At 64.5% G+C, this 25,453-nt stretch carries 23 protein-coding genes and 2 pseudogenes; 15 read left to right on the top strand and 10 right to left on the bottom strand.

Annotated features, from left to right (window positions below; genetic code table 11):
* Positions 1-141 precede the first annotated feature (141 nt).
* The 5 genes from cysK to hrcA all read right to left on the bottom strand — a co-directional run bounded on the left by cysK (position 142) and on the right by hrcA (position 4,857).
* Entirely contained in the window at positions 142-1,122 is a 981-nt protein-coding gene (gene cysK / locus EN859_RS23815; protein WP_127855217.1) for a cysteine synthase A, read from the bottom strand.
* Positions 1,123-1,300: 178 nt separating this feature from the next.
* Positions 1,301-1,918, bottom strand: coding sequence for a LysE family translocator (locus EN859_RS23820; protein ID WP_127855216.1), 618 nt, complete (start codon positions 1,916-1,918; stop codon positions 1,301-1,303).
* A gap of 133 nt (positions 1,919-2,051) precedes the next feature.
* Entirely contained in the window at positions 2,052-3,401 is a 1,350-nt protein-coding gene (locus EN859_RS23825) for a sorbosone dehydrogenase family protein (protein ID WP_127855215.1), read from the bottom strand.
* A 151-nt stretch (positions 3,402-3,552) separates the two neighbouring features.
* Positions 3,553-3,750, bottom strand: coding sequence for a hypothetical protein (locus EN859_RS23830; RefSeq protein ID WP_127855214.1), 198 nt, complete (start codon positions 3,748-3,750; stop codon positions 3,553-3,555).
* Between the two features lie 21 nt (positions 3,751-3,771).
* Positions 3,772-4,857, bottom strand: a complete 1,086-nt coding sequence (hrcA, locus tag EN859_RS23835; RefSeq protein WP_127855213.1) for a heat-inducible transcriptional repressor HrcA — start codon at positions 4,855-4,857, stop codon at positions 3,772-3,774.
* 138 nt (positions 4,858-4,995) lie between these two features.
* Between hrcA and rph the strand changes: the two genes are divergently transcribed.
* From rph to EN859_RS23875, 7 genes are all read left to right on the top strand, one after another.
* Positions 4,996-5,712, top strand: coding sequence for a ribonuclease PH (gene rph / locus EN859_RS23840; RefSeq protein ID WP_127855212.1), 717 nt, complete (start codon positions 4,996-4,998; stop codon positions 5,710-5,712).
* Positions 5,713-5,895: 183 nt separating this feature from the next.
* A complete protein-coding gene (locus tag EN859_RS23850) occupies positions 5,896-6,306 on the top strand; it encodes a VOC family protein (RefSeq protein ID WP_127855210.1) in 411 nt (136 codons plus the stop codon).
* Positions 6,306-6,968: an RdgB/HAM1 family non-canonical purine NTP pyrophosphatase gene (gene rdgB, locus EN859_RS23855; RefSeq protein WP_127855209.1), complete on the top strand. Its 663-nt coding sequence runs from the start codon at positions 6,306-6,308 to the stop codon at positions 6,966-6,968. Before EN859_RS23850 ends, rdgB begins: the two co-directional genes overlap by 1 nt.
* A complete protein-coding gene (hemW, locus tag EN859_RS23860) occupies positions 6,965-8,128 on the top strand; it encodes a radical SAM family heme chaperone HemW (protein WP_127855208.1) in 1,164 nt (387 codons plus the stop codon). The genes rdgB and hemW overlap by 4 nt, the downstream gene beginning before the upstream one ends.
* A gap of 58 nt (positions 8,129-8,186) precedes the next feature.
* Positions 8,187-8,321, top strand: coding sequence for a hypothetical protein (locus tag EN859_RS39560; RefSeq protein ID WP_348632942.1), 135 nt, complete (start codon positions 8,187-8,189; stop codon positions 8,319-8,321).
* A 415-nt stretch (positions 8,322-8,736) separates the two neighbouring features.
* On the top strand, positions 8,737-9,663 hold the full coding sequence (rsmI, locus tag EN859_RS23870; RefSeq protein WP_127855206.1) for a 16S rRNA (cytidine(1402)-2'-O)-methyltransferase: 927 nt from the start codon (positions 8,737-8,739) through the stop codon (positions 9,661-9,663).
* Positions 9,656-10,033 (top strand): YraN family protein, encoded by a 378-nt coding sequence (locus tag EN859_RS23875; protein WP_189502194.1) that lies wholly within the window; start codon positions 9,656-9,658, stop codon positions 10,031-10,033. Before rsmI ends, EN859_RS23875 begins: the two co-directional genes overlap by 8 nt.
* Positions 10,034-10,140: 107 nt before the next feature.
* On the opposite strand, the gene EN859_RS23880 is transcribed toward EN859_RS23875, so the two are convergent.
* From EN859_RS23880 to EN859_RS23895, 4 genes and pseudogenes are all read right to left on the bottom strand, one after another.
* Positions 10,141-11,391 carry an NAD(P)/FAD-dependent oxidoreductase gene (locus tag EN859_RS23880; protein ID WP_127855204.1) on the bottom strand — a complete coding sequence of 417 codons (1,251 nt, stop codon included), beginning with the start codon at positions 11,389-11,391 and terminating at the stop codon, positions 10,141-10,143.
* A gap of 301 nt (positions 11,392-11,692) precedes the next feature.
* Entirely contained in the window at positions 11,693-12,958 is a 1,266-nt protein-coding gene (locus EN859_RS23885; protein ID WP_245525678.1) for an Ig-like domain-containing protein, read from the bottom strand.
* An 857-nt stretch (positions 12,959-13,815) separates the two neighbouring features.
* Positions 13,816-14,855 (bottom strand): annotated as a pseudogene (locus tag EN859_RS23890) (zinc-dependent alcohol dehydrogenase family protein).
* Between the two features lie 22 nt (positions 14,856-14,877).
* Positions 14,878-15,456: pseudogene (locus tag EN859_RS23895) on the bottom strand (MFS transporter); the annotation flags it as partial.
* Between the two features lie 155 nt (positions 15,457-15,611).
* Here EN859_RS23895 and EN859_RS23900 point away from each other — a divergent pair.
* Entirely contained in the window at positions 15,612-16,505 is an 894-nt protein-coding gene (locus tag EN859_RS23900) for a LysR family transcriptional regulator (RefSeq protein ID WP_127855201.1), read from the top strand.
* Positions 16,506-16,624: 119 nt separating this feature from the next.
* Here the strand turns inward: EN859_RS23900 and EN859_RS23905 are convergent, their stop codons facing one another.
* A complete protein-coding gene (locus EN859_RS23905) occupies positions 16,625-17,431 on the bottom strand; it encodes an undecaprenyl-diphosphate phosphatase (protein WP_127855200.1) in 807 nt (268 codons plus the stop codon).
* Positions 17,432-17,592: 161 nt separating this feature from the next.
* Between EN859_RS23905 and EN859_RS23910 the strand changes: the two genes are divergently transcribed.
* The 7 genes from EN859_RS23910 to dapB all read left to right on the top strand — a co-directional run bounded on the left by EN859_RS23910 (position 17,593) and on the right by dapB (position 25,424).
* Positions 17,593-18,285: a glutathione S-transferase family protein gene (locus EN859_RS23910; protein WP_127855199.1), complete on the top strand. Its 693-nt coding sequence runs from the start codon at positions 17,593-17,595 to the stop codon at positions 18,283-18,285.
* Positions 18,266-19,426, top strand: a complete 1,161-nt coding sequence (gene queG / locus EN859_RS23915) for a tRNA epoxyqueuosine(34) reductase QueG (protein ID WP_127855198.1) — start codon at positions 18,266-18,268, stop codon at positions 19,424-19,426. Before EN859_RS23910 ends, queG begins: the two co-directional genes overlap by 20 nt.
* Positions 19,423-20,331, top strand: a complete 909-nt coding sequence (locus tag EN859_RS23920; RefSeq protein ID WP_127855197.1) for an SDR family NAD(P)-dependent oxidoreductase — start codon at positions 19,423-19,425, stop codon at positions 20,329-20,331. The genes queG and EN859_RS23920 overlap by 4 nt, the downstream gene beginning before the upstream one ends.
* A gap of 59 nt (positions 20,332-20,390) precedes the next feature.
* On the top strand, positions 20,391-21,473 hold the full coding sequence (gene mepA / locus EN859_RS23925) for a penicillin-insensitive murein endopeptidase (RefSeq protein WP_127855196.1): 1,083 nt from the start codon (positions 20,391-20,393) through the stop codon (positions 21,471-21,473).
* A 149-nt stretch (positions 21,474-21,622) separates the two neighbouring features.
* Entirely contained in the window at positions 21,623-22,642 is a 1,020-nt protein-coding gene (locus EN859_RS23930; protein ID WP_127855195.1) for a glucokinase, read from the top strand.
* Positions 22,643-22,779: 137 nt separating this feature from the next.
* Complete coding sequence (locus EN859_RS23935) at positions 22,780-24,615, top strand: ABC transporter ATP-binding protein (protein WP_245525679.1); 1,836 nt, start codon at positions 22,780-22,782, stop codon at positions 24,613-24,615.
* Positions 24,612-25,424, top strand: coding sequence for a 4-hydroxy-tetrahydrodipicolinate reductase (gene dapB / locus EN859_RS23940; protein WP_127855193.1), 813 nt, complete (start codon positions 24,612-24,614; stop codon positions 25,422-25,424). The genes EN859_RS23935 and dapB overlap by 4 nt, the downstream gene beginning before the upstream one ends.
* Positions 25,425-25,453: the final 29 nt, after the last annotated feature.

Here is a 25,453-nt window from a genome sequence, read left to right on the forward strand (position 1 = left end):
GGCGGGGCAGAGGGGGCGCGAAGGATCGCCATAGTTCATTCTGCACCACGGCATTCCTCGGCCACCGTCACAGCATTAGATCCCAGGGTCTGCGCTCCGCTTCGCGTTCGCTCCGCCCTGGGATGATGAAGGGAGGATCACCTAAGCTCCGAGCCCTTCGAACAGGATCGTCGACAGATAGCGCTCGGCGAAGGACGGGATGACGACCACGAGGTTCTTGCCCTTGTTCTCCGGCCGTGAGCCGACGACGATCGCCGCCTGCAGGGCGGCACCAGACGAGATGCCTACCGGCACGCCCTCAAGGCGGGCGACGAGGCGGGCATTGGCGACCGAATCCTCGTTCGAGACCCTGACGATCTCGTCATAGATCGTGGTGTCGAGAATCTTCGGCGCGAAGCCGGCGCCGATGCCCTGGATCTTGTGCGGGCCGGGCTGGCCACCCGACAGCACCGGCGAAGCTTCCGGCTCGACGGCGACGACATGCACCGAGGGCTTGCGCTGCTTAAGCACCTGGCCGACGCCGGTGATGGTGCCGCCGGTGCCGATGCCGGCGACGAAGATGTCGACTTCGCCATTGGTGTCATTCCAGATTTCCTCCGCGGTGGTGCGGCGGTGGATTTCCGGATTGGCGGGATTCTCGAACTGCTGCGGGATAACAGCGTCGGGCAGCGTCGCGGCCAGCTCGTCGGCCTTGGCGATGGCGCCCTTCATGCCCTTCGGCCCTTCGGTCAGCACCAGCTCGGCGCCGAGCAGCGCCAGCATTTTTCTGCGCTCGACCGACATAGTTTCGGGCATGGTCAGGATCAGCTTGTAGCCCTTGGCGGCGGCGGCGAAGGCAAGCGCGATGCCGGTGTTGCCGGAGGTTGGCTCGATCAACGTGGTCCTGCCGGGCGCAATCCTGCCCGATGCCTCCAGCGCCTCGATCATCGACACGCCGATGCGGTCCTTGACCGAGGCGATCGGATTGAAGAATTCGAGCTTGGCCAAAAGATTGGCGACGACGCCCTTTTCCCTGGCGAATTTGTCGAGCCGCACCAGCGGAGTGTCGCCGATCGTCTCGGTGATCGAATTGTAGACGCGGCCGCGGCCGGGCACGCGCGCGGAGGTGACGGGCTTGTTCATTTGGTTTCGCTCCCAGGGGTCCAGGCAGGTAACAGGGCTGACAGGATAGTGCTTTCAGGCGCGCAAGATAGGCTGTCGCTTGAAAATATCCGAGTGGGGTGCATGCTGAAAACATCTTCACCCCGGAAAAGCATTTCCCGGAGTGCCTTGATTCCGGAATGGTTTGGCCGAAACAGGGCTATTGGCGGGCGGCGATCGCTGCCGCTGCCCCGACCATGAAGCCGGCGGCGGTGCGATTCAGGGCCCTGAGAGCCCGCGGCGATTTCAGCAACCCGCGCGCCTTGGCCGCCAGCGCCAGATAGGGCACCAGCACCACCAGCAGGACGATGACGGTGAGTGCGACAAGGATGCCGTAGTCGGCGAGCGTGATGGTCTTCAGGTCGACGATGGTCGGCGTGATGGCAAGATAGAAGATCATCGTCTTCGGATTGCCGAGGGTGACGGCGAGGCCGGCAATAAAACTCGACAGCAGCCCGCCCTTGCCTTTCCTGGCCTCGATCGTTTCGGGCGTGATGCCGCTGGTCCAGAAGCGCCAGCCAAGGAAGGCGAGATAGGCGACGCCAAGCCATTTGATCGCCAGGAAGACCATGCCGAAGGTCTGCGCGACGAAGGCGAGGCCGAGCACCACCGCGGTGAGATAGGTGAGGTCGCCGAGCATCAGACCGAAGGACATGGCAAGTGCCGAGCGGAAACCGGAACCAAGCGCACGCGCAATGAGCGCAGTGAGCCCCGGACCGGGAATGGCGGCGGCGATACCAAGGGCGGCACTGTAGGCAAGGAATCCGGTAAGGGTCATATTTGGCCTTGGCGGATGACCCCGAGAATCGGAATCGTTTTAAGACGGCACCTTGTCGCACCAAGGAAGACAGGCGTGAATTCCCTGAGGGCCTAAATCGATTGCGCCAAAGCGCTATCGGGGACGCTGCCGGTCAGGACCGGCCGTCGTCATAGGTGACGCGCCAGATGCTGCCGTTGCCGTCCTCGCTGACGATCAGCGCGCCATCCCTGGCCACCGCCACGCCGACCGGACGGCCCCAGACCTCGTCATTCGAGATGACGAAGCCGGTCATGAAGTCCTCGTATTCACCGGTCGGCTTGCCATCCCTAAACTTGAGCCGCACCACCTTGTAGCCAGTCCTGACATCACGGTTCCACGAACCGTGCAGGGCGACGAAGGCATCGCCCTGATAATCGGCCGGAAAATTCTTGCCGTCGTAGAAGGCGATGTTGAGCGGTGCAGAATGCGCCTGCATCAGCACGTCTGGCAGGGTGACCTTGCCGGCAAGGTCGGGGCGCTCGCCCTGATGGCGAGGATCCTCATTGTCGCCGATATAATACCAGGGCCAGCCATAGAAGGCGCCGTCCTTGACGGTCGTGGCGTATTCGAACGGCACATTGTCGCCGAGCTCGTCGCGCTCGTTGACGACGCACCAGAGCGCGCCGGTCGCCGGCTGCACGGTCATGCCCGAACAGTTGCGCAATCCGGTGGCGACGGTCCGGCCATTGTTGCCATCAGGGTCGTAGGCCAGAACGTCGGCGCGGCCGTCCTCCGAACCCCAGGCAGCTCCGAGAGGCTTCGACTTCGTCCAGGCATCGAAGCCGCCTTCCGGCTCCGCTCCAATGTCCTCGGCAACGTTCGAGCCGGAGCCGACGGAGAGAAACAGCGTCTTGCCGTCCGGCGAGAAGGCGATGTCACGGGTCCAGTGATGCGTCGAAGGAATATTGTCGACGATGGTTTCCGGCCCACCGGAGGCCTTCAGGTCGCCGTCGCGATAGGGGAAGCGGACGATGCTGTCGCTGTTGGCGACATAGACCCATTGCGGCTTGTCTCCCGGTGGATAGAAGGCGATGCCGTAAGGCTGGGTGAGGTTCCTGGCGAAGATGGCTTTCTCGGCAGGCTTCGCACTGCCCTCGGCGAGGCGATAGACGCGTATCTGGTCGGCCTCACTGTCGGCGACGAACAGGTCACCGTTCGGCGCGACACGGACGACGCGCGGATTGTCGATGCCGGAGACGATCATCTCGGCCGAGAAGCCCGGCGGCAATTGCGGCCCGGCGCTTGTGGCCCTTTCCACGGGGCTGGCGCTGTTCGATGAGGATTGGCTGACGTCAGGCGCCTGCAGATCGTCAGGCGTGATCAGGCGGCGCACGCCAGGCCTGTCGGCCTTCCAGCCGCCGAAGGCTGCCTTGCCTTTTAGTACCGGCTGGTCCGCCTGTTGCGCAAACGCGGTTGTCGCAAGAAGCAGGGCAGCCGCCGCAAAGCCGGCAAATCGGATCATCCTTCCTCCGGGTTTTCACCTAGCCCTTTGCGCATCCCCAAAGGGCGCGACGCCGTAGGAAACGGGAACGGCCGGGCTCGACGGTCGTTCCGCCTCACGCGTCCAGTACACGGGGAATTGAAGAGGCTTCGGCCGTTCTGGTTCTCGGGTATCAGTTTCCGGCCGCGTAAAAATCGTCGTCGAGCCGCTTTTCCAAGGCGACGAGATCGGCCGGCAACGGCAGGCCCATGGCGCGCATTTCCCTCAGCTTTTCGCGCAGCTGCTCCTGCACTTCATGCTGATCCTCGGGCTGGTTGATCATTTCCTCAAGCAACAGGCTGATCTGGGCCTTGAACGATTCCAGCGCCATCTTGTCTCCTCGCGGCTCCCCTTAGCGCAGCATGCGGGAAATAAGCTGCGCCGTATAGTCGACCATCGGCACGATGCGGGCATAATTCAGCCGCGTCGGGCCGATGACGCCGAGCGCGCCGACGACGCGGGCATCCTTGTCGCGATAGGGCGCGACGACAAGCGACGAGCCCGACAGTGAAAACAGCTTGTTCTCCGAACCGATGAAGATGCGCACGCCGGGCCCTTCCTCGGCGAGGTCGAGAAGCTGGATCAGGCCGTCCTGCGTCTCCAGGTCCTCGAACAAATGCCGCAGCAATTCGATGTCGGCCTGGGCAGTGACATTTTCCAGCAGGTTGGCGCGGCCGCGCACGATGAGACGCGCCGGCAGGCCGCTTTCGGCGCCCGCCCAGACCGCCAGGCCCTTTTCGACCAGCTCCTGCGACAACGTGTCGAGTGCGGCCCTGGTCTCTTCCTTGATGCGGGCGATCTCCACCCGCGCCTCGGCAAGCGTGCGGCCACGGATATGGGCGTTGAGGAAGTTCGAGGCTTCGTGCAATTGCGAAACGGTGACGCCGGCAGGCAGGTCGATGACGCGGTTTTCGACATCGCCGTTCTGCGAGACCAGCACGGCCAGCGCCTTGGTCGGCTCGAGCTGGATGAATTCGATGTGCTTAAGCGCCGCCTCGTTCTTGGCGGCGAGCACGAGGCCGGCGCCGCGCGACATGCCGGATAGCATCTGGCTGGCCTCGGTGAGCATGTGTTCCAGCGTCGCGCCCGAGCCGGACGCGCGTACCTGCGCCTCGATGATACGGCGCTCCTCGTCTGAGAGGTCGCCGAGCTCCATGAAGGCATCGACGAAGAAGCGCAGGCCCGCCTGGGTCGGCAGCCTGCCGGCCGAGATATGCGGCGCATAGATCAGGCCGAGATGCTCGAGATCGCTCATCACGTTGCGGATGGTGGCCGGCGACAGCGAGGACGGCAGGATACGCGACAGGCTGCGTGAGCCGACCGGATCGCCATCCTTGAGATAGGAATCGACGATGCGCCGAAAGATGTCGCGCGAACGCGTGTCGAGCGACTGGAGTGCGGACAACTGCGAACCGGGATCGGCGACTGCTTTGGTCATTCGAGCCAAAAACCTCCGGCCCAAAGATATAGACTCAGGCAGCGCCCGCGCAACCCGGTCCATTTTCCTTTGCGCCTCACGTCCCGTGCGGCTACAAGCCGGCCACGATTCCGAAATAATGACATGAAAGAAGCCTGAATGCGCCCCTCCAAACGCCAAGCCGACGAAATGCGCGCCATCTCCTTCGAGCGCGGCGTCTCCAAGCACGCGGAAGGCTCGTGCCTGGTGAAGTTCGGCGACACGCATGTGCTGTGCACGGCAAGCCTGGAGGAGAAGGTGCCGAGCTGGATGCGCAATTCCGGCAAGGGCTGGGTGACGGCGGAATACGGCATGCTGCCGCGCTCGACCGGCGAGCGCATGCGCCGCGAGGCTTCCGCCGGCAAGCAGGGCGGGCGCACGCTGGAAATCCAGCGGCTAATCGGCCGTTCCTTGCGCGCCGTGGTCGACCTGCATGCGCTGGGCGAACAGCAGATCACCGTCGACTGCGACGTGATCCAGGCCGATGGCGGTACCCGCACCGCCTCGATCACCGGCGGCTGGGTGGCGCTGTACGACTGCCTGCGCTGGATGGAGGCCCGGCAGATGGCCAGCGTCGCCAAGGTGCTCAAGGATCATGTCGCGGCGATTTCCTGCGGCATCCATGACGGGCAGCCGGTCATCGACCTCGACTATCTGGAGGATTCCTCGGCCGGCACCGACGCCAATTTCGTCATGACCGGCAAGGGCGGCATCGTCGAGATCCAGGGAACGGCCGAGGGCGAGCCTTTCTCGGAAGAACAGTTCGCGGCGCTGATGGGATTGGCCAAGAAAGGCATTCAGCGCCTGGTCAGCCTGCAGCAAATGGCTGTAGCGTAATCCTCAAATGCCGAGCTTGTCCGCCCCCCTCTGGCCTGCCGGCCATCTCCCCCTCAATGGGGGAGATCGGATGCCCGGCTGGCCTTCGCCAGTTGTCGGCGGTGCAGGGTGTGCGGCGGCGCCGAAGCTGCCAATCTCCCCCCTTGAGGGGGAGATGGCCGGCAGGCCAGAGGGGGGGGCTTCGTGACTCCCTCCGCAATCCTGGAATCCGCTCTCTACGTCACCGACTTGCAAGCTGCCGAGCAATTCTATCGCGACGTGCTCGGGCTGGAGGTAGTGGGCAAGATCGAGGGCAGGCATGTCTTCTTCCGCTGCGGGGAGGGCGTGCTGCTCCTCTTCAATGCCGAGGCGACCAAGGTGCCGCCGGCGCCTGACGCCAGGCTGAAAGTGCCGCCCCACGGCACGGTCGGCGACGGCCATCTCTGCTTTGCGGCAAGCGCAGATGAAATCGCGCGCTGGCGTGCGCATCTCCAGGCGAAGAAGATCGCCATCGAAAGCGATTTCGAATGGCCGCAAGGCGGCCGTTCGATCTATATCCGCGACCCCTCCGGCAATTCGATCGAATTCGCCGAGCCAAGGATCTGGGGCCTCTGATGCATTCGCTCAATGGACACAAAATTGTCGTCGCCAGCCACAATTCAGGCAAGCTGCGCGAATTCGCCGAGCTGATGGCGCCGTTCGGCATCGAAGCCAAGTCGGCCAAGGAATACGGCCTGCCGGAGCCGGACGAGACCGGCACCAGCTTCGAGGAGAACGCCTTCATCAAGGCGTTGGCCGCGGCCAAGGCGACCGGCCTGCCGGCACTGTCGGACGATTCCGGCCTGTGCGTCGACGCGCTCGATGGGGCGCCCGGCGTCTACACCGCCAACTGGGCCGAGACGCCGGACGGCTCCCGCGACTTCGGCGTGGCCATGCAGCGCACGGAGGTGGCGCTGCAGGAAGTCGGAGCGGTCGACCCAGCGCAGCGCAAGGGCCGTTTCGTCGCCGTCATCTGCCTGGCTTTTCCCGACGGCGATGCCGAATATTTTCGCGGTGAGGTCGAGGGCACCCTGGTGTGGCCGCCGCGCGGCGAGCTCGGCTTCGGCTACGATCCGGTGTTCTTGCCGGACGGTTTCGAAAAGACCTTCGGCGAGATGACGGCAGCAGAAAAACATGGCTGGAAGCCCGGCCAGCCGACGGCATTGTCGCACCGCGCACGCGCCTTCCAGAAATTCGCGCAAGCACGATTGAATTCGGCACGATTGGGCTCGACATGACCATGCTGCTCGACCGCAGCCCCGGCTTCGGCGTCTACATCCATTGGCCGTTCTGCGCGGCCAAGTGCCCCTATTGCGACTTCAACAGCCATGTCCGCCACCAGCCGGTCGACCAGGAGCGCTTTGCGCGCGCCTTCGAGGCCGAGCTTGCGACGATGCGCGCCCGCACCGGGCCGCGCGAGGTGACCAGCATCTTTCTCGGCGGCGGCACGCCGTCGCTGATGAAGCCGGAGACCGTGGCGGCGGTGCTGGATGCAGTGGCGAAGAACTGGACGGTGCCTGATGGCATCGAGGTGACGCTGGAAGCCAACCCCTCCTCGGTCGAGGCCGAGCGCTTCCGCGGCTACCGTGCGGCGGGCGTCAATCGGGTGTCGCTCGGCGTGCAGGCGCTGAACGACAGCGATTTGCGCTTCCTCGGCCGCCTGCACAATGTCGATGAGGCGCTGCACGCGATCGGGCTGGCGCGCGAGATCTTTCCGCGGCTGTCCTTCGACCTGATCTATGCGCGGCCGGGCCAGACACTGGGCGCCTGGCAGGCGGAACTCGAACAGGCGATCGGCCACGCCGCCGACCATCTGTCGCTCTACCAGCTGACCATCGAGGAAGGCACGCCGTTCCACGCGCTGCATGCAGCGAAGAAATTCACCATTCCCGACAACGATCACGCCGCCGACCTCTATGCGCTGACGCAGGAGATCACCGCGGCGCATGGGCTGCCGGCCTACGAGATTTCCAACCACGCCAGGCCCGGCGCGGAAAGCCGGCACAATCTCACCTACTGGCGCTACGGCGAATATGTCGGCGTCGGCCCCGGCGCGCATGGCCGCTTCGTCGAGCACGGCCGCCGTACGGTGACGATCGCGGAGAAAATGCCGGAAACCTGGGCCAATCTGGTCGAGGCCAAGGGCCACGGCGTCACCGGCGGCGAGACCCTGACGCGCTCGGAAGAGGCGGACGAATTCCTGCTGATGGGGCTGAGGCTGGCCGAAGGCATCGACCTTTCCCGCTATGAACAGTTTTCCGGGCGCGGTCTGTCGACGGCGCGGCTGTCGGTCTTGCAGGAAGAGGGGCTGGTGGCGCCGATCGGCAATGCCCGCCTGCGCGCCACGCCGGCCGGCATGATCGTGCTCGACGCTGTGGTGGCGGACCTGGCGCGGTAGGCCTTATGCCTCGTCATTCTAGGGCGGAGCGAACGCGAAGCGGACTGCAGACCCGAGGATGACGACGGAGCTAGGCGTCGTGCTTGTGGCGGTGCTTGGCGCGCTCTTTCTCGGCATGCGCCTCGCCGGACCGGGCCGGCTTGGCATCGCTTTTGTCGCGGCGGGCGCTATGCTGGTCGCCTGCGGGATGTGATGGCGCGCCATCCCTGGCACTTTTTGTTTCAAGGCGGGTGATGAAGATATCGAAGCGATTGGGCATCGTCCGGTCAGTGCTCCGTCGTGCTGTCGGTTTCGTTCGAAGACCTGGCGTCTGCATGCAGACGGCGCAGGATAAGATCCGCGGGCAACGGTTTCGTTCCCTAGTGTGGCAAAGGCATGGCGGCCACTTCACATCGGCTCGGCTTTTGCAACCGGGCGTGAGCCGTGCCAAACAGGGTCGAACGCATTCAAAGTGTTAGAGCGTCCTTTGCGCATCCAGCGGACGCGCGGCGCTCTTCAATGTGCTAGAGCGTCCTTTGCGCGTCCAGTGGACGCGCGGCGCTCTTCAATGTGCTAGAGCGTCCTTTGCGCGTCCAGTGGACGCGCGGCGCTCTAGTGGAGGGGCACTGGTGACAGGCGAGTCGTCGAAACGCAGCTATGTGATCGGCCAGACCGAGATATCAGCCCGGCCGCTCGCGCCGGCGCTCTACCTGGTGGCGACGCCGATCGGCAATCTCGCCGACATCACGCTGCGCGCGCTGGAAACGCTTGCCGCCGCCGACATCGTCGCCTGCGAGGACACGCGGGTTTCGCGCGTGCTGCTCGACCGCTACGGCATCCGCCGCCGCACCACGGCCTATCACGAGCACAATGCCGGCGAGGCGGGGCCGAAGCTGATCGCAGCGCTTGAAGCCGGCCAGAGCGTGGCGCTGATCTCGGACGCCGGCACGCCGCTGATCTCCGACCCCGGCTACCGGCTGGTCGGCGAAGCTCTCGATCGCGCCATACGCGTCGTGCCGATCCCCGGCCCGTCGGCAGCCCTTGCGACGCTGACGGCATCCGGCCTGCCGTCCGACGCCTTCCTGTTCGCCGGCTTCCTGCCGGTGAAGACAGGGCAGCGGCTGACGCGACTGGAAGCGCTGAAGACGGTGCCGGCGACGCTGATCTTCTTCGAATCGCCGCGCCGGCTGGCCGAGACGCTTGGCGCGATGGCCGAAGCGCTGGGCGGTACACGCAAGGCGGCGATCGGCCGTGAGCTGACCAAGACCTTCGAGGAGATGCGGACTGGTACGCTGCAGTCGCTCGCCGACCACTATGCGGCGGCCGACACGCCGAAGGGCGAAATCGTCATCTGCGTCGGCCCGCCCGAGGCAACGGCAGACGAACCCGCTGATATCGACCGGCTGTTGCTTTCGCTGGCCGCCGAGATGCCGGCCTCCAAGGCGGCGGCGGAAGCCGCAAAAATGACCGGCGGTCAGAAGCAGGCGCTTTACCGGCGGCTGCTCGAACTCAAGAATGCAGGCGGGGACACCCCTGGGGAAAACGGCCGTGGCTGAGCGCCCGGCCGTCAGCCTCCAAAGAGCCTATCGACGCGGCCATCGCGGTGAATGGCTGGCGGCAGCGGCGCTGATGCTGAAAGGCTACCGGATCCTCGCTCGCCGCCACCGCACCAGGCTCGGCGAGATCGACCTGATCGCGCGGCGCGGCGACCTGGTGCTGTTCGTCGAGGTGAAGGCGCGCCACACGCTGATGGAGGCGATGGAGGCGATAGCCCACGAATCGGAGCGCCGCATCGAAGCGGCCGCCGATCTCTGGCTTTCGCGCCAGTCCGACTACGGGAAATTATCGGCACGTTTCGATATGGTGGCGGTGCTGCCATGCCGCTGGCCGGTGCATGTCGAGAACGCTTTTTACGGGCGAAACTAAAAGCGGCGGTCCGTCAGCGCAGCCGCTGAGACGTAGCCCTGGCGTTTCGTTGCGGTCGAATCGGCAACAAAAATCCTGTCCTTCACGTCCGGCGGGTAAGAGTTCGTTTAGGTGTCGTTCCGTGGCAAGTCGGCTCCGCTTTTGGCGAGCCGCTCGACGAGGCGAGCCGCTTCCTCTGCAATAGCTGGTATGGTGCCCGATTTCCGCGTCGATCCGAAATCGAGGCCGGCGAAAAAGAGGCCCGGAATAGCGCCGACGCCGTCTGCATGGACGGGCTGACCGGCTGCATCGAGGGAGCCCGGGAGTCGGACCCATGAGAAGTCGCCGGTAAAGCCCGTGCACCAGACCACTGATCTGATGCCGCTCGCCGTCCAGTCGATCGAGCGGATCGGAGGATCGGGCAAGCGCGGTTCAACCGTCTCGGCTGGATCATCCTCGGCCGGCGGCGCATCGAGGCCGGCGCGCTCGACGTACTCGTCGATCACCCGCTTGGCATTCGCGGAGACCTCGTCGGCAAACCGCATATGGTCGTCGAGCTCGTCGCCGAAGACCAGGCTGCCATTCTGGATGCCCCTGAAACGGCCGAGCAGTACCACCCCTTGCGCGCTCAGCGATTGCAGGCTGATCGTATGGGTCGCGCCGACCAGCGCGCGGGCCTGCACCTTGCCGGAGGGGAGGACGAGTTCCTTGCGCGGAACGTCGAGAAAACCGGACAGTGTCAGCCAACTAAGTATGTTGCCCCCGCGGTAGCGCCGCACCCAGCGGCCGTTGCGGCTGGTCGCCAAAAAGACCACGCGTCCGGCCAGTGCCAGATCCTCGGCGATCTGGCCGCCCGACTGGCCGCTGCCGACCACCAGCACCGCGCCATTCTCGAGCTCGGCCGCGTTGCGATAAGCCGAAGAATCGATTTGGCGAACTGCGGCAGGCAGGTCTGCCGACCCTGGTGGCCGGACCTGGCGGTTTTGGTCGCCGGTGGCGATCACCACATTGCGCGCCAGAAGCGCGCCGCGAGCCGTGGTGACGCGAAAGATTCCATTGTCTCTCGTCAGCTCCTGCACCGGACTTTGGGTGCTTACCGGCAAGCAGTGCCGCTCTGCGTAGCCTTCGAGGTAGGTGACAAACTCATGGTGGGTTATCGCGCCCCAAGGCTCGGGTCCCTCGTAGGAATCTCCGGGCAAGATGGAGCGGATGGTCGGCGAGTTCAGTCGAAACGAGTCCCAGCGCTGCGTTCGCCACGTCTCGCCGATCCGGCTGCGATCGAGCACCTGGTGATCGCGGCGCTGCCGTTTCAAGAAATAGCTGACGCCGAGCCCCGCCGAGCCGGCGCCAATAACGAGGGCGTCAAGAACTTCGCTCATGCGTTTCCCCCTGCCAAACTACACGTCTACAAGATCGTATGGCTCGGCTTGAGGCAAGAATAGAGTTCCGTGTGGGAGGTCCGGCATGGGGGCAGGTGCTGGCTGGTTCTTGCTGCGCTGACCTTCGGTTCGGACAAGATCATGGTCAAAAGGAATAGAACCCTGGGTTCAAAACTCAATCAGCTGCCGCAAATGGCCGAGATCGGTGGATGTTGCCTATCGTTTCGTCGATGGAAACGAGCAAGTTGCGACATGAGCCGACTTTTCCGGCGCTTCTCCAGAGCCGCCGTTCCATGCGAGCCTAGAACACGAGGAAGTCGTCCACCGTGAGGAATGTGCTCGGGTCCACGGCGGCAAACTTGACAGCCGCCGCTCCTCCTGCCCCGTCCACGTCGAACAGCAGATCGCCGGTCTCCTTGTCGTAAATGATGTGGTCGCTGTCATCGATAGCGTGCTTGGCGACCACGAAAACCGCAGCGAAAAGCGAGCCGGCCGACAGCCCGACGAATGCGGCGCTGTCCAGCCAGAACACATCGTCGAGCGCATTGAAGTCTTCTATTCTGTCGTAGTTCGCGGGCCCAAGTGCGTCGAACACGAAGACATCCCTGCCAGCGTCACCGGCCAGCCGGTCGCGGCCGGCGCCGCCATTGAGGATGTCGTCGCCAGCACCACCCCGCATGTCGTCGGAGCCGGCGCCGCCGTCGAGGACGTCGTCGCCAGTGTCACCGCGGATGCCGTCTGTGCCCGCGCCCCCGCTGATCTCGTCATCGCCGGCGCCGCCCTTCAGCCAATCGGTGCCCGCGCCTCCAATGATGTCGTCGGCGCCCGCGCCGCCGAACAGCTGGTCGTGGCCGGCACCGCCGTCGAGCGTGTCGTTGAACGGGGTGCCGCTGATGCGGTCGCCGCCGCCCAACGCGGCGATGAGCACGGCATGATCATAGCTTCCATAGCTCACGATGTTTTTGGCGTCGGTCTGGGTGATCGATTCGGCCGGCGGAGTGACGGTGATCGTAATCGTCGCCACATTGCTGTTGCCCTGGCCGTCCGTAGCGTAGACCGTAAAGCTATCGGTGCCGATGAAGCCGGCCTCTGGCGTGTAGTCGAACAGGTTTCCGCTCAGAAAATCCGCATGATAGTGCAGGGTGGCGCCGTAGTGACCCTGGTGAAACGGGTAGTAGTTACCATCGAACCTCGTCTCCTGCTCTAGGGTGCCACTGTCCGGCCCGTCTACGACGATAAAGTTCAAGAGATCATAGTCGGCATCTGCCGCGCCGAACTGGACGTCGTCGAGAGATTGCGCCTGCGAAACCGACAAGGCCAGGTCGGCAACGGTGGGCGCGTGATTGACGAAGGTGTCGGGCTGAAGCACGCCTCCTTCCAAGATGATCTGATGCTGACCGTATTGGGTGTTTTCGCCGCCGAAATATTCGTTCGCCCCGATCCATGTCACCGTGATGTCGTCGGGGCTGTCGGCTCTGATCGAGACGATCTGGGCCGACAGGAAGGCCGCCTGGTCGGACACGGTGCGGAGAAAATTGCCTTCGTTGTCGAAGACCTGCGTTTCCACTGTCGTCCAGGTCTCGGTCCTGCCCTCGTGGGTGAAGCTGGTGATGGTGAAGAAGCCGTCGAAAACATCGACTGAAGCTAGTTCGATCCCACCGAGAGGGAAATCCGGCTTTGCCCCTATCGGTCCGATTACGTCGCCGTCTGTTTCCGTAATGCTGAAGAGGACCGCGTCAGGGCTCGGATTGGGATTCTCGGGTTCGTTCCATACAATGAGTTCACTGCCATTGCTTAAGGTAGGCATCCTGTCTCTTCCTTGCCTTTGCGCCTGGACGTGCTGCGGATGCCCCCGATTCCAAGGATAACATTTTACGCGAGACGGATCGGTGACAAACCCAACCGTACTTCGCCTTCTTCGAATGTGGTTAATTCTGACTCTCGGGCGGGGAGAGGCAGTCCAATGGAGCTCAATGTCCTTTCAAGGGGAGCGAAGGCTGGTCGATCGCGCCTCGATATCCTCTCGCGAGCTTTGGCGAAAAACCCCGCTGTGAAGCATCGGCACCGCTTGATGCTGCAAGGCAATTCATGCGGGGTAGGGAGCTGTTTTGGGCCATCTTACGGAAACACGTCGTGCCGCATGACGTGCAAATATCGCGAATGCGATCAGACCAGCTATTGATGGAAACGAGCAAGTCGCGCCATTTCCTGACATTTCCGCTGGACGGATCGAAGGTCGCGATCAGCACTCAACCCGGACGTTCCTCTGATCGGGCAAGAAGGTGCCAAATTGAAGGTCAGGCGCTGACGACGGGATAAATCAGCGGGTCTGGCCATCTCGGTCAGCACCCTTTTGGCGAGACCGTCGGACGGCCAACTTTGTCGGGCCTGAAAGAAACCGGATGGGGGAGCGCGTCCAGAGGTTCAAGCAGTTCGAGAATTTGCTCTCGCATCGACGGCGAGCAGGACCTTGATCGCGCGCCGCTCGTCCATGGCGCGGTAGCCTTCAGCGACGTCCGCCAGCGGCAGCTGGAGATCGAAAACCTTGCCGGGCTTGATCTTGCCCTTCAGCACGCGGTCCATCAGGTCGGGCAGGAAGCGGCGGACGGGCGCCGGCCCGCCGAGCATGCGCTTCTGGCCGAAGAAAAGCCGCTGGCCCTCGAACGTCACGCCGTGCGGCACGCCGACATAGCCGATCGTGCCGCCGGGGCGCGAGCAGGCCAACGCCTGATCGAAGGATTCCGCCGTGCCGACGCACTCCAGCACCGAGTCCGCACCGACGCCGCTGGTGAAATCCTTGATGCGCGCCACGCCTTCTTCGCCGCGCTCCGCCACGATGTCGGTTGCGCCGAAGTCGCGGGCGAGTTGCTGGCGGCTCTCGTGGCGGCTCATGGCGATGATGCCGCGCCCATTTCCTTGGCCGCAAGAACGCCCATCAGGCCGACGGCGCCGTCACCGACCACGACGACCGTCGATCCTTCCCGCACCTCGGCCGCGTCGGCCGCATACCAGCCGGTGCCGAGCACGTCCGAGACGGCGAGCAGATCAGGCACGAGTTCGGCGGGCGGAACCTCGGACGTGGCCACCAGCGTTCCGTCCGCCAGAGGCACGCGGGCATACGGGGCCTGAGCGCCCGACATGAACTCGCGCTGCATGCAGGATGACTGGAAGCCGAAGCGGCAGTGCGGGCAGGTGTTGTCGGAGATGCAGAAGGAGCCGACGACGAACTGGCCGGGGCGGATCGTGCGCATCTCGCTGCCGACCTCGACGACGATGCCGCAATATTCGTGGCCCATATGCATCGGGCCGTCCACCGGCTGGAGCCCGCGATAGGGCCACAGATCGGACCCGCAGATGCAGCTGGCTGCCAGCTTGATGATGGCATCGGTCGGGTGAATGATTTTGGGATCGGCGACTTCCTCGCAGCGGATGTCGCCTGGCTTGTGAAGAACGGTTGCAAGCATGAGAGAATGCTCCTTTCTATTGTGAGGCCATTCCCATCGCAACCGGGCGACGGCCAAGGCGCGACAGCACGTTGTCGGACACCTTCCTGTTGCGCGGAGGAAGCGGCGGCAGGCTGATCCACTGCCATACGAGGGCCAGCAGGCCGAGTGGGACAACGAGGAAGAAGGCGCCCCGCCAGCCCACATAGACGCCCAGGAAGCTTCCCAGCGGCGCGGCGATCGTGGCCGCGATGGCGTTGCCCGCGTTCATCATGGCAAGCCCCTGGGGGACGAGGTCTTCGGACACGAGGCGCATGACGATCAGGGCGGAGACGATGAGGAGCACCGTGAATCCGGTCACGACGATGCGTCGGTCGATCCGGCGTGTGAGGCTGGCGACCAGGAGGCTGGTCAGCACCGCGAATGCGCCCGACGTAGATATGGCCTGCCCCGTCTGGCCTTTGGTGATGCCGAGATCAGCCGCGATCGGGGACAGGAGGCTGACGGGCATGAATTCGGATGCGATCAGGACGGCGACGCACAGCGCCATCGAAAGCACCGCGCCCCATGCGCTGCGGGCATCGATAAGCCGTGTGTCGTAGGTGGTTTCCAGGCCAGGCATCCTTGCAGGGCGGCGGTTGGCCCGGTGGCCGGGTCACGATCGGAGGCTGTTGCCGCCATGCTCGGCAACTTATCTCTGTCACGCTTTTCTGACTAGCCGGGCTAATCTGCATGAACCTATCGATCTGTGATATGAATAGCGCTCAGAGGTGATCCATGCAGCGCGACGACATGAAGGATTTGCTCTGGTTCCTGGCCGTCGCCAGAGAGCGCAGCTTCACCAGGGCGGCTGCCAAGCTCGGAACGTCGCAGTCGAGCATGAGCCACACCATCATGCAGCTGGAGGCTCGTCTCGGGGTGCGGCTCCTCACGCGCACGACGCGAAGCGTCGCGCCCACCGAGGCCGGCGAGCGACTGTTCCAGTCGCTTGCCCCCCGCATTGAAGAGATCGAAGCCGACCTCGCAAGCCTGGTCGCGTTTCGTGACAAGCCTTCGGGAACGGTGCGCATCACGCTGTCGGATCATGCGCTGCAGACAACCGTCTGGCCGAAGCTCCGACCCGTCCTGCTCGACTATCCCGACCTCCGCGTCGAGCTCCACAGCGACAACAGCATGCGAAACATCGTGGAGGAGCGGTTCGATGCAGGCGTGCGGCTCGGCGAGAGCATCGACAGGGACATGATCGCCGTCCGTATCGGCCCGGACTGGCGACTCGTGGCCGTCGCGTCACCGGAATACTTCTCGCGCCACCCTGTCCCGACAACGCCGCAGGATCTCGTTCGGCACTCTTGCATCAATATGCGCCAGACCACGGTGGGCGGACTCTATGCCTGGGAGTTCGCGAAGGACGGCCGCGACCTGCGGGTCCGAGTGAACGGCCAGCTCACCTTCAACACGTCCATTGCCATGATCGACGCAGCGATCAGCGGCTACGGGATCGCCTACGTGCCGGAGGATCTCGTCAGCCACCATCTCTCGGAGGGCCGGCTGGCGCTCGTGCTTGACGACTGGAGCCCGCCCTTTGCAGGCTATCACCTATACTATCCGAGCAGGCGGCAGGTCTCTCGGGCGATGTCGGTGATCGTTGATGCGCTCCGCCATCGGAATTAAGAAGTTGCAATCTCGCTAGCCAATAACGGCACCGCATAAATGGCTGCTTGGGGGTCAACCGGCCGTTCAGAGTGATTGGGTTTGACCCCAGGGCGACCGTTCCGAATGGCTGCGCCAGATCAGCCCCAGATGAGCAGCGCCGTCAGCCCGACGACGCCGACGCCCAGCCGCCACCAGCCGAACAGCGAATAGCCGTGGCGCGAGACGTAATCGAGCAGGACGCGGACGACGATCAGTGCCGCGACGAAGGCGGCGAGGAAGCCGACGGCGATGACCGGCAGATCGGCGCTGGTCAGCACATTGCGGTTCTTGAAGAGGTCGAAGGCGAAGGCGCCGACCATCGTCGGTATGGCAAGGAAGAAGGAGAATTCCGCGGCCGCGCGCTTGTCGACGCCGAGAAGCAACGCGCCGACGATCGTCGAACCGGAACGCGATGTGCCGGGGATCAACGATAGGCACTGGAACAGTCCGATCTGCAGATAGAGCCTGGTCGGGAAGCGCTCGACGTCGTGGTAGAACGGCTTCAGCTTCATGCGGTCCAGCAGCAGCAGGATGACGCCGCCTATGATCAACATGATGCATATCAGCCTTGGCGACTCGAACAGTATCGTCTTGATGAAATCATGTGCCAGCGCGCCGATGACGGCCGCGGGCAGGAAGGCGATGAGGATGCCGTGGACGAAATGCCGCGTCAGCCGGTCATGCGGCAGGTCGATCAGCATTTTCCACAAGCGGCGGAAATAGACGCTGAGGATGGCCAGGATGGCGCCGAGTTGGATCAGGATCTCGAAGGCCTTGCCGGTCGAATGGAAGCCAAGGAAATGGCCGGCGAGCAGGATGTGACCGGTCGAGGACACGGGAATGAACTCGGTCAAGCCCTCCAGCAGGCCGAGCAGCAGTGCTTCGACGATGGTCTGGCTTTCCATGGCAACCTCGGCGTTGGAGGGAAGGCTTGAGAAAACGGCTTGCTTGTCATGGCGCGGAACTCCCCCTATAGGTCGCAGCATCCTGACAGCCCGCTTTCCGGGCGGCCAAGACTTACCGGCGCAGGCGACGATTCGCCAGTGCGCCTTATTATCGCGGGACCATGCTGACGCTTTTCCACCACCCGATGTTCGCCACCTGCCGCTTCGTCCGCCTCGCTTTCGGCGAATATGGCGAGGAGTTGGCCCTGATCGAAGAAAAGCCGTGGACGCGGCGCAAGGAGTTCCTGGCGCTGAACCCGGCCGGCACGCTGCCGATCCTGCTTGCCGAAGGCGACGTGCCGATCGTCGGTGCCATGGTCATTGCCGAATATCTCGACGAGACACGCGGCGTGCTGAAGCGCGACAAGCGGCTGTTCGCCGAGGATCCGATGGAGCGCGCCGAAATCCGGAGGCTGACCGACTGGTATCTGAGCAAGGCCGAAAGCGAGGTCACCCGGCATCTGGTGCGCGAGCGCGTATTGAAGCCGGTGATGCCTGAAACGGCTGGCGGCGGCTCGCCCGATTCGGCGGCGATCCGCGCGGCGCGCGCCAATATCCGCCAGCATATGAAATACACCAACTGGCTGGCCGGCACCCGCCACTGGCTGGCCGGCAACAAGGTCACCTATGCCGACCTCGCGGCAGCGGCGGCACTGTCGGTGCTCGACTATCTCGGCGAGGTCGACTGGCGCGAACACGCTGCTGCGCGCGAATGGTATACTCGGGTGAAATCACGGCCATCATTCCGGCCGCTGCTGTCCGACCGGGTGCGCGGCCTGTCACCGGTGTCGCATTATGCGGATCTCGACTTCTAAGACGAAAAGCTTGCGCGCGATGATCGATCGCGAGGCGCGGCGCGCCGGTTTCGATGCCGTCGCCGTCACCACCCCCGACACGATCCCGCAGGCGCCGGCCCGGCTCGCCGAATTCGTCGCCGATGGCTTTCACGGCTCGATGGGGTGGATCGCCGAGACGCTCGAACGCCGGGGCGACCCGACCGCACTTTGGCCCGAGGTTCGCTCCATCATCGTGCTGGCCATGAATTACGGCCCCGATCGCGATCCGCGCGATATTCTGTCGCGGCGCGATCGTGGCGCGATCTCCGTCTATGCGCAGAACCGCGACTACCACGAGGTAATGAAAGGCCGGCTGAAGGAGATCGCCGGCAAGATCGTGGCACACGCTGGCGGCGACGTAAAAGTGTTCGTCGACACCGCGCCGGTGATGGAAAAGCCGCTAGCCGAAGCGGCCGGACTCGGCTGGCAAGGCAAGCACACCAATCTGGTCAGCCGCGAACATGGCTCCTGGCTGTTCCTCGGCACAATTTTCACGACGGCCGAACTTGTGCCTGACGCCGCGGAGGAAGACCATTGCGGCTCCTGCCGCGCCTGCCTCGACGCCTGCCCGACCAATGCCTTTCCGGCACCTTACCGGCTCGATGCACGGCGTTGCATCTCCTACCTCACCATCGAGAACAAGGGGCCGATCCCGCATGAGTTCCGTGAGGCGATCGGCAACCGCATCTATGGCTGCGACGACTGCCTTGCCGCCTGCCCATGGAACAAGTTCGCCCGAGCGGCCTCCGAGGCAAAGCTTGTCGCGCGTGACGATTTGCGCGAACCGCTGCTCGCCGACCTCCTGCGCCTCGACGACGCTGCCTTCCGGTCCTTCTTTTCCGGTTCGCCGGTCAAGCGCATCGGCCGCGACCGCTTTGTCCGCAATGTGCTGATCGCCGCCGGCAATTCCGGCGATCCTTCGCTTGCCGGCACCCTGCGCGGGCTGCTCGGCGATGCTTCGCCACTTGTGCGTGGGGCGGCGGTGTGGGCGCTGTCACGGCTGGTGCCGCGTACCGAATTTGCCAGGCGCGCCGCCGCTGCGTTGAAAACGGAAAGCGACGGGACTGTGCGAGACGAGTGGCTTCTGGCGCAGTCAAATCAGATCGAGGCGCATGCATGAGCGGCAAGCAGATTTTCATTTTCGGCGCCGGCTATTCGGGCAAGGCTTTTGCCCGCGCCAGCAAGGATGCCGACGCGACGATTTTCGGCACAACGCGTTCGCTGGAGAAATTCGAGACGCTGCGGCAAGCCGGCATCATGCCGCTGCGCTTCGACGGCGCGTTGACGCCGGAGATCGGCGAGGCATTGAAGACAACGACCCATCTCGTCGTCTCGGTCGCACCGGAAGAAGCCGGTGATCCCGTGTTGAATGCCGCGCGCCAGACAATCACGGCGGAGATGCCGTCACTCCGGTGGATCGCCTATCTCTCGACCGTCGGCGTCTATGGCGACCATAGCGGCGGCTGGGTGGACGAGACCGCCGAATACCGGCCGGTGTCGAAGCGTTCGGTGATGCGGGTGGCAGCCGAGCAGGACTGGCTGAAGCTGGGCGAAGACATCGGCCGGCCGGTGGCGATCCTGCGCCTGTCCGGCATTTACGGTCCGGGCCGCAACGCCCTGGTCAATCTGGAGAACGGCACCGCCCGCCGACTGGTCAAGCCGGCCCAAGTGTTCAATCGCATTCATTGCGACGACATTGCCGGTGCGCTGCGGCATCTTCTCGAAGGCAATCGCGGCGGCATCTTCAACGTCACCGACGACCTGCCGGCGCCGCCGCAGGACGTCGTCGCCTATGCCGCCAAGCTGATGGGCATCGAGCCGCCGCCCGAAATTCCGTTCGAAACCGCCCAACTTTCGCCGATGGCGCGGTCCTTCTATGGCGAGAACAAGCGCGTCGCCAATGCCGCCATCAAGGCGGCCGGCTACCGCTTTCGCTTTCCCGACTACCGCTCCGCCCTCGACCATATGTGGGCGAGCGGCGACTGGCGCGACGGCGAAGCGCGCAGCCCGATGAAACGGTCGTGATCGAAGCGTCGCGCGCGGCGTGATATGATCCGACTCAAAATAACGGAGGGGACTGCTTCATGAAGACGTTGAAGCGCTCGTTGCCCGGCAGAAAGCTGCTCCTGACCGGGGTACTGGCCGCGCTGGCCCTGACTAAGCCTGCAGCCGCAGAGGAACGGGCGAAAGACCTGTTCGGCGCAAGGAAACTGCCGGCGGTGGCGGCGCCGCAATCCTTCGGCTTCTATTCCAAGGGCTGCTTCGCCGGCGGCGTCGCCATCCCCATGGACGGCATGCACTGGGAGGTGATGCGGCCGTCGCGCAACCGCCGCTGGGGCCATCCGGCAATGATCGCGCTGATCGAGAAACTGTCGCGCGATGCCGCCGCTGACGGCTGGCCGGGCCTGTTGATCGGCGATATCTCGCAGCCGCGCGGCGGTCCGATGCTGACCGGCCATGCCTCGCACCAGATCGGCCTCGACGCCGACATCTGGCTGACACCGATGCCCGACCGCAAGCTTTCGACCGAAGAGCGCGAAAACATCAGCGCCACCTTGATGGTCGATGAAAAGACCCATCTGGTGAAGGACGGGCTGTGGATGCCGATGCATACGCGGCTCTTGAAGCGCGCGGCGAGCTATCCCGAAGTCGAGCGCATCCTCGTCAATCCGGGGATCAAGAAGAAGCTCTGCGACACCGTCACCGGTGACCGCTCATGGCTGCGCAAGATCCGGCCGTTCTGGGGCCACGACTATCATTTCCACATGCGCATCGGCTGCCAGCCCGGTTCATCCGACTGCAAGCCGCAGGCGGATACGACGCCTGGCGACGGCTGCGACAAGTCGCTGGCCTGGTGGTTCACCGAGGAACCGTGGCGCCCCAACAAGAAGCCGGATGCGCCGAAGGCGCGCGACCTGATGACGATGGCGAACCTGCCCAGGCAATGCCAGTTCGTGCTCGACGCGCCAGATCCGGCTTCGGCGGAAGCGGTCACCTATCATGGCGATGGCGTGCCGGTCGCAGCTGCCGCCCCACCTCTCCAGCCGGCTTCCGCGCCGGCACTGACAATTACAAGCGGCGCGGCGGCGTTGCCGGCCTCTGTGAATGCTTTCGCGCCGACCCCCAAGATCGGCATCCCGCTGCCGCGACCGCGGCCGGGAAACTGACGCCGAAGCGGCCTTTGATGAAACCCGTTGGGCACATTTGTGCATCGCCGATTCCAAGTCGAGGGTAAAAACCGATTTCCCTTTCCAAAGTCATGCGCTAGTCAACAAGAGAACAGCAGAGCGCGGCCGGAATGGGAACAGACGAGAGCATGCCAGGCGAAGACGACACAGCGCTGCGGTTTCCGGTCCTGATCGGCGATATCGGCGGCACCAATGCGCGCTTTTCGATCGTGCTCGACGCGAACTCGGAAGCGAGCGAACCGCAGATCGTCCAGACGGCCAATTTCAACACCATCGACGAGGCGATCCAGGCAGCCGTGCTCGACCGCTCGTCAGTGCGGCCGAACTCGGCGGTGCTGGCGGTCGCCGGCCCTGTCGACAGCGACGAGATCCAGCTCACCAACTGCCCGTGGATCGTCAAGCCGAGAAAGATGCTTGCCAATGTCGGGCTCGGCGACATCGTCGTGCTCAACGATTTCGAAGCGCAGGCGCTGGCCGTGGTCGCGCTCGGCGAAGAGCATATGGAAAAGATCGGCGGCGGCGCGCCGGAACCCAATGCCGGGCGGGTGGTGCTCGGTCCCGGAACCGGACTCGGTGTTGCCGGACTGGTGCATGCCCTGCATCACTGGATACCGGTGCCCGGCGAGGGCGGGCACATGGACATCGGACCGCGCTCGCCGCGCGATTTCGAGGTTTTTCCGCATATCGAGACGATCGAAGGCCGCATCTCCGGGGAACAGATCCTGTGCGGGCGCGGCCTCGTCAACGTCTACCGGGCGGTGGCCAAAGCGGACGGCAAGCCGGCTCCGTTCAAGACGCCGGCCGAGGTCACCGCCGCGGCACTGGCGAAATCTGATCCGGTGGCGGAGGAGGCGCTGTCGATGTTCGTCACCTGCCTCGGGCGCACGGCCGGCGACCTCGCGCTGGTGTTCATGAGCCGTGGCGGCGTCTTCCTTACCGGCGGCATCGCGCAGAAGATCGTACCGGCGCTGAAAGCGGGCAATTTCCGCGCCGCCTTCGAGGACAAGGCGCCGCACAGCGAACTGATGCGCAGCATGCCGGTCTATGTGATAACCCATCCGCTGGCAGCGCTCTCCGGGCTTGCCGCCTATGCCAGAAACCCGTCGCTGTTCGGCGTCCAGACGGCAGGGCGGCGCTGGCAAACCTGATCCGCGACGAAGTTTCGCCGCCTTCTGCCATAGGCAAGCCGCCAGCGGGACGCTAAGAGGTGCCTGACGCAGCCCAGCTGCGATGCCGAGCGACATCACGGAACGGTCCCAACTTGAATCATTCGCCCAGACACCAAGTGAAAGCCCGGCCCGGCGAGATCGTGTCGGTGATCCGCCGCATCGTCGCCGAGAACGGCCGCGACCATCGCTGGTCCTATGTCTTTGCCGTGGTCTGCCTGATGCTGGTGGCCGGCACGACCGCCTTCACCGCCTGGATCATGAAGGACGTCGTCGACCAGATCTTCTATCAGCAGCGCGGCGACCTCATTGCGCTGATCTGCTTTCTTATCCTCGGCGCTTTCATCCTGCGCGGGCTGGCGACCTATGGCCAGGCGGTAACGCTGGCCAAGATCGGCAACGATCTGGTGGCGCGCTATCAGAAGCGTATCTTCGCTCATGTGATGAAGCTCGGCGTCGGCTTCTTCAACGACACCCGCTCGGGGCGGCTCGCCGCGCAGATCAACGAGAACGTCAACGGCATCCGCGACCTTCTCGGCATGACGCTGACATCTTTGGCTCGCGACGTGGTGGCGCTGATCGCGCTGATCGGCGTCATGATCTGGCAGGACCCGGTGCTCGCCTTGATGTCGCTGTTGATCGGGCCGCCGCTGATCTACACCGTCACCTACCTGATGCGCCGCGTGCGGCGCATTACGCGCGAATCGGTGCAGATCAATTCGCGCCTGATCGGTGCAGTGCAGGAAGCCACGCACGGCATCGCCATCGTCAAGGCCTTCACCATGGAGGACGAGCTGTCGCGCCGCATCGGCAAGCTCGCCGACAACGCCGAGCAGCGAGCAAACAAGATCGCCCGTGTGTCGGAGCGGCTGACACCGATCTCCGAAATGCTGGCCGGCTTCGCCGTCGCCGGCGTCATCGCCTATTCCGGCTACCGGGCCGCCGTCGGCGGCCAGCCCCCAGGCGCGGTGTTTTCCTTCATCACCGCGCTGCTGCTCGCCTACGATCCGGCCCGACGGCTGGCGCGCATGCAGGTCGGCATGGAACGGGCGTTGGTCAACGCGCGCATGATCTATGAGCTTCTCGACCTCGAGCCGCAGCAGGGCGATGCGCCCGGAGCGATCGAAGCGAAGGTCACCAAGGGCGAGGTGCGCTTCAACAACGTGTCGTTCGGCTATGTCGCGGAGACGCCGGTGCTGCAGGATCTGAGTTTCGTCGCAGCCGCCGGCAAGGTCACGGCCATCGTCGGCGCCTCGGGCGCCGGCAAGACGACGCTGGTGGCGCTGCTGCAGCGCTTCTACGATGTCGACGCCGGCAGCATCGAGATCGACGGCCAAGACATCTCGAAGGTTACCAAACAGTCGCTGCGCGGCTCCATCGCCTATGTCTCGCAGCAGCCTTATTTGTTCGAGGGCACCATCCGCGACAACATCCGCTACGGGCGGCTGAGTGCCAGCAACGCCGAAATCGAATTGGCGGCGCAACAGGCCGAGGCCGATGGCTTCATCCGCCAGCAGCCCGAGGGCTACGATACCCCTGTCGGTGAAGGCGGCGTGACGCTGTCCGGCGGCCAGCGCCAGCGCGTGTCGATCGCCCGCGCCATCGTTCGGCAGGCACCGATCCTGCTGCTCGACGAGGCGACCTCGGCACTCGACAACGAAGCCGAAGCCCGCGTCCAGCAGGCGCTGACCCAGGTGATGGAAGGGCGCACCACCATCGTCATCGCGCACCGGCTGTCGACAGTGGTCAACGCCGACCACATCATCGTGCTGGAACAGGGCCACCTGGTCGAGCAGGGCACGCATGCCTCGCTGATGGCCGACCCGCACAGCGTCTATGCCCGCTTCCACCGGGTGCAAGGCAAGAAGGGGCTAGGGCTTGTCGATGACGCCAAGCCAATTCAAACTCCGGTGCAGCGCAGCCGCGCGAAGAAGGCAGTCGGGAGATCTTCATGAGCGATATGGGAATGGTGGTGGTGGGTGCGGCCGGCCGCATGGGCCAAGCGCTGATCCGCGCCATCCATACGATCCCTGGCGCACGTGTCGCCGGCGCGATCGAGCGAGCCGGATCGCCCCATCTCGGCAAGGATGCCGGCGAGCTTGCCGGCATCGGCAGCATCGACGTGGCGATCGGCGACGATCCGTTGCCGGCCTTCGCCAAGGCCGACGGCGTGCTCGATTTCACGGCGCCGGCGGCGACCATCGAGTTCGCCGGCTATGCGGCGCAGGCGCGCATCGTCCATGTCATCGGCACCACCGGCTGCTCGGCCGAGGACAATGCCAAGATCGCGGCGGCGGCGCGCCACGCGACGGTGGTCAAATCCGGCAATATGAGCCTCGGCGTCAATCTGCTGGCGGTGCTGGTGGAGCAGGCGGCGCGGGCGCTCGATGCCGACGATTTCGACATCGAGATCCTCGAAATGCATCACCGGCACAAGGTCGACGCCCCCTCGGGGACGGCTCTGCTGCTCGGTGATGCCGCGGCCACCGGCCGCGGCATCGCGCTTGCTGGCAACGACGTGCGGTCGCGTGACGGCCACACCGGCGTGCGAAAAGTGGGCTCGATCGGCTTCGCCACATTGCGCGGCGGCTCGGTGGTCGGCGATCACAGTGTGGTGCTGGCCGGCACCGGCGAGCGCATCACGCTCGCCCACCATGCCGAGGACCGGGCAATCTTCGCTCGCGGCGCGGTCAAGGCCGCACTTTGGGCGCGCAGCAGGAAGCCGGGACTGTATTCGATGCGGGACGTGCTCGGGCTCGCCTGAACGACCCTATCCACAAACCCTAGAGGAGC

The sequence above is a fragment of the Mesorhizobium sp. M00.F.Ca.ET.216.01.1.1 genome (assembly GCF_004010325.2).
Taxonomy (GTDB): Bacteria; Pseudomonadota; Alphaproteobacteria; order Rhizobiales; family Rhizobiaceae; genus Mesorhizobium.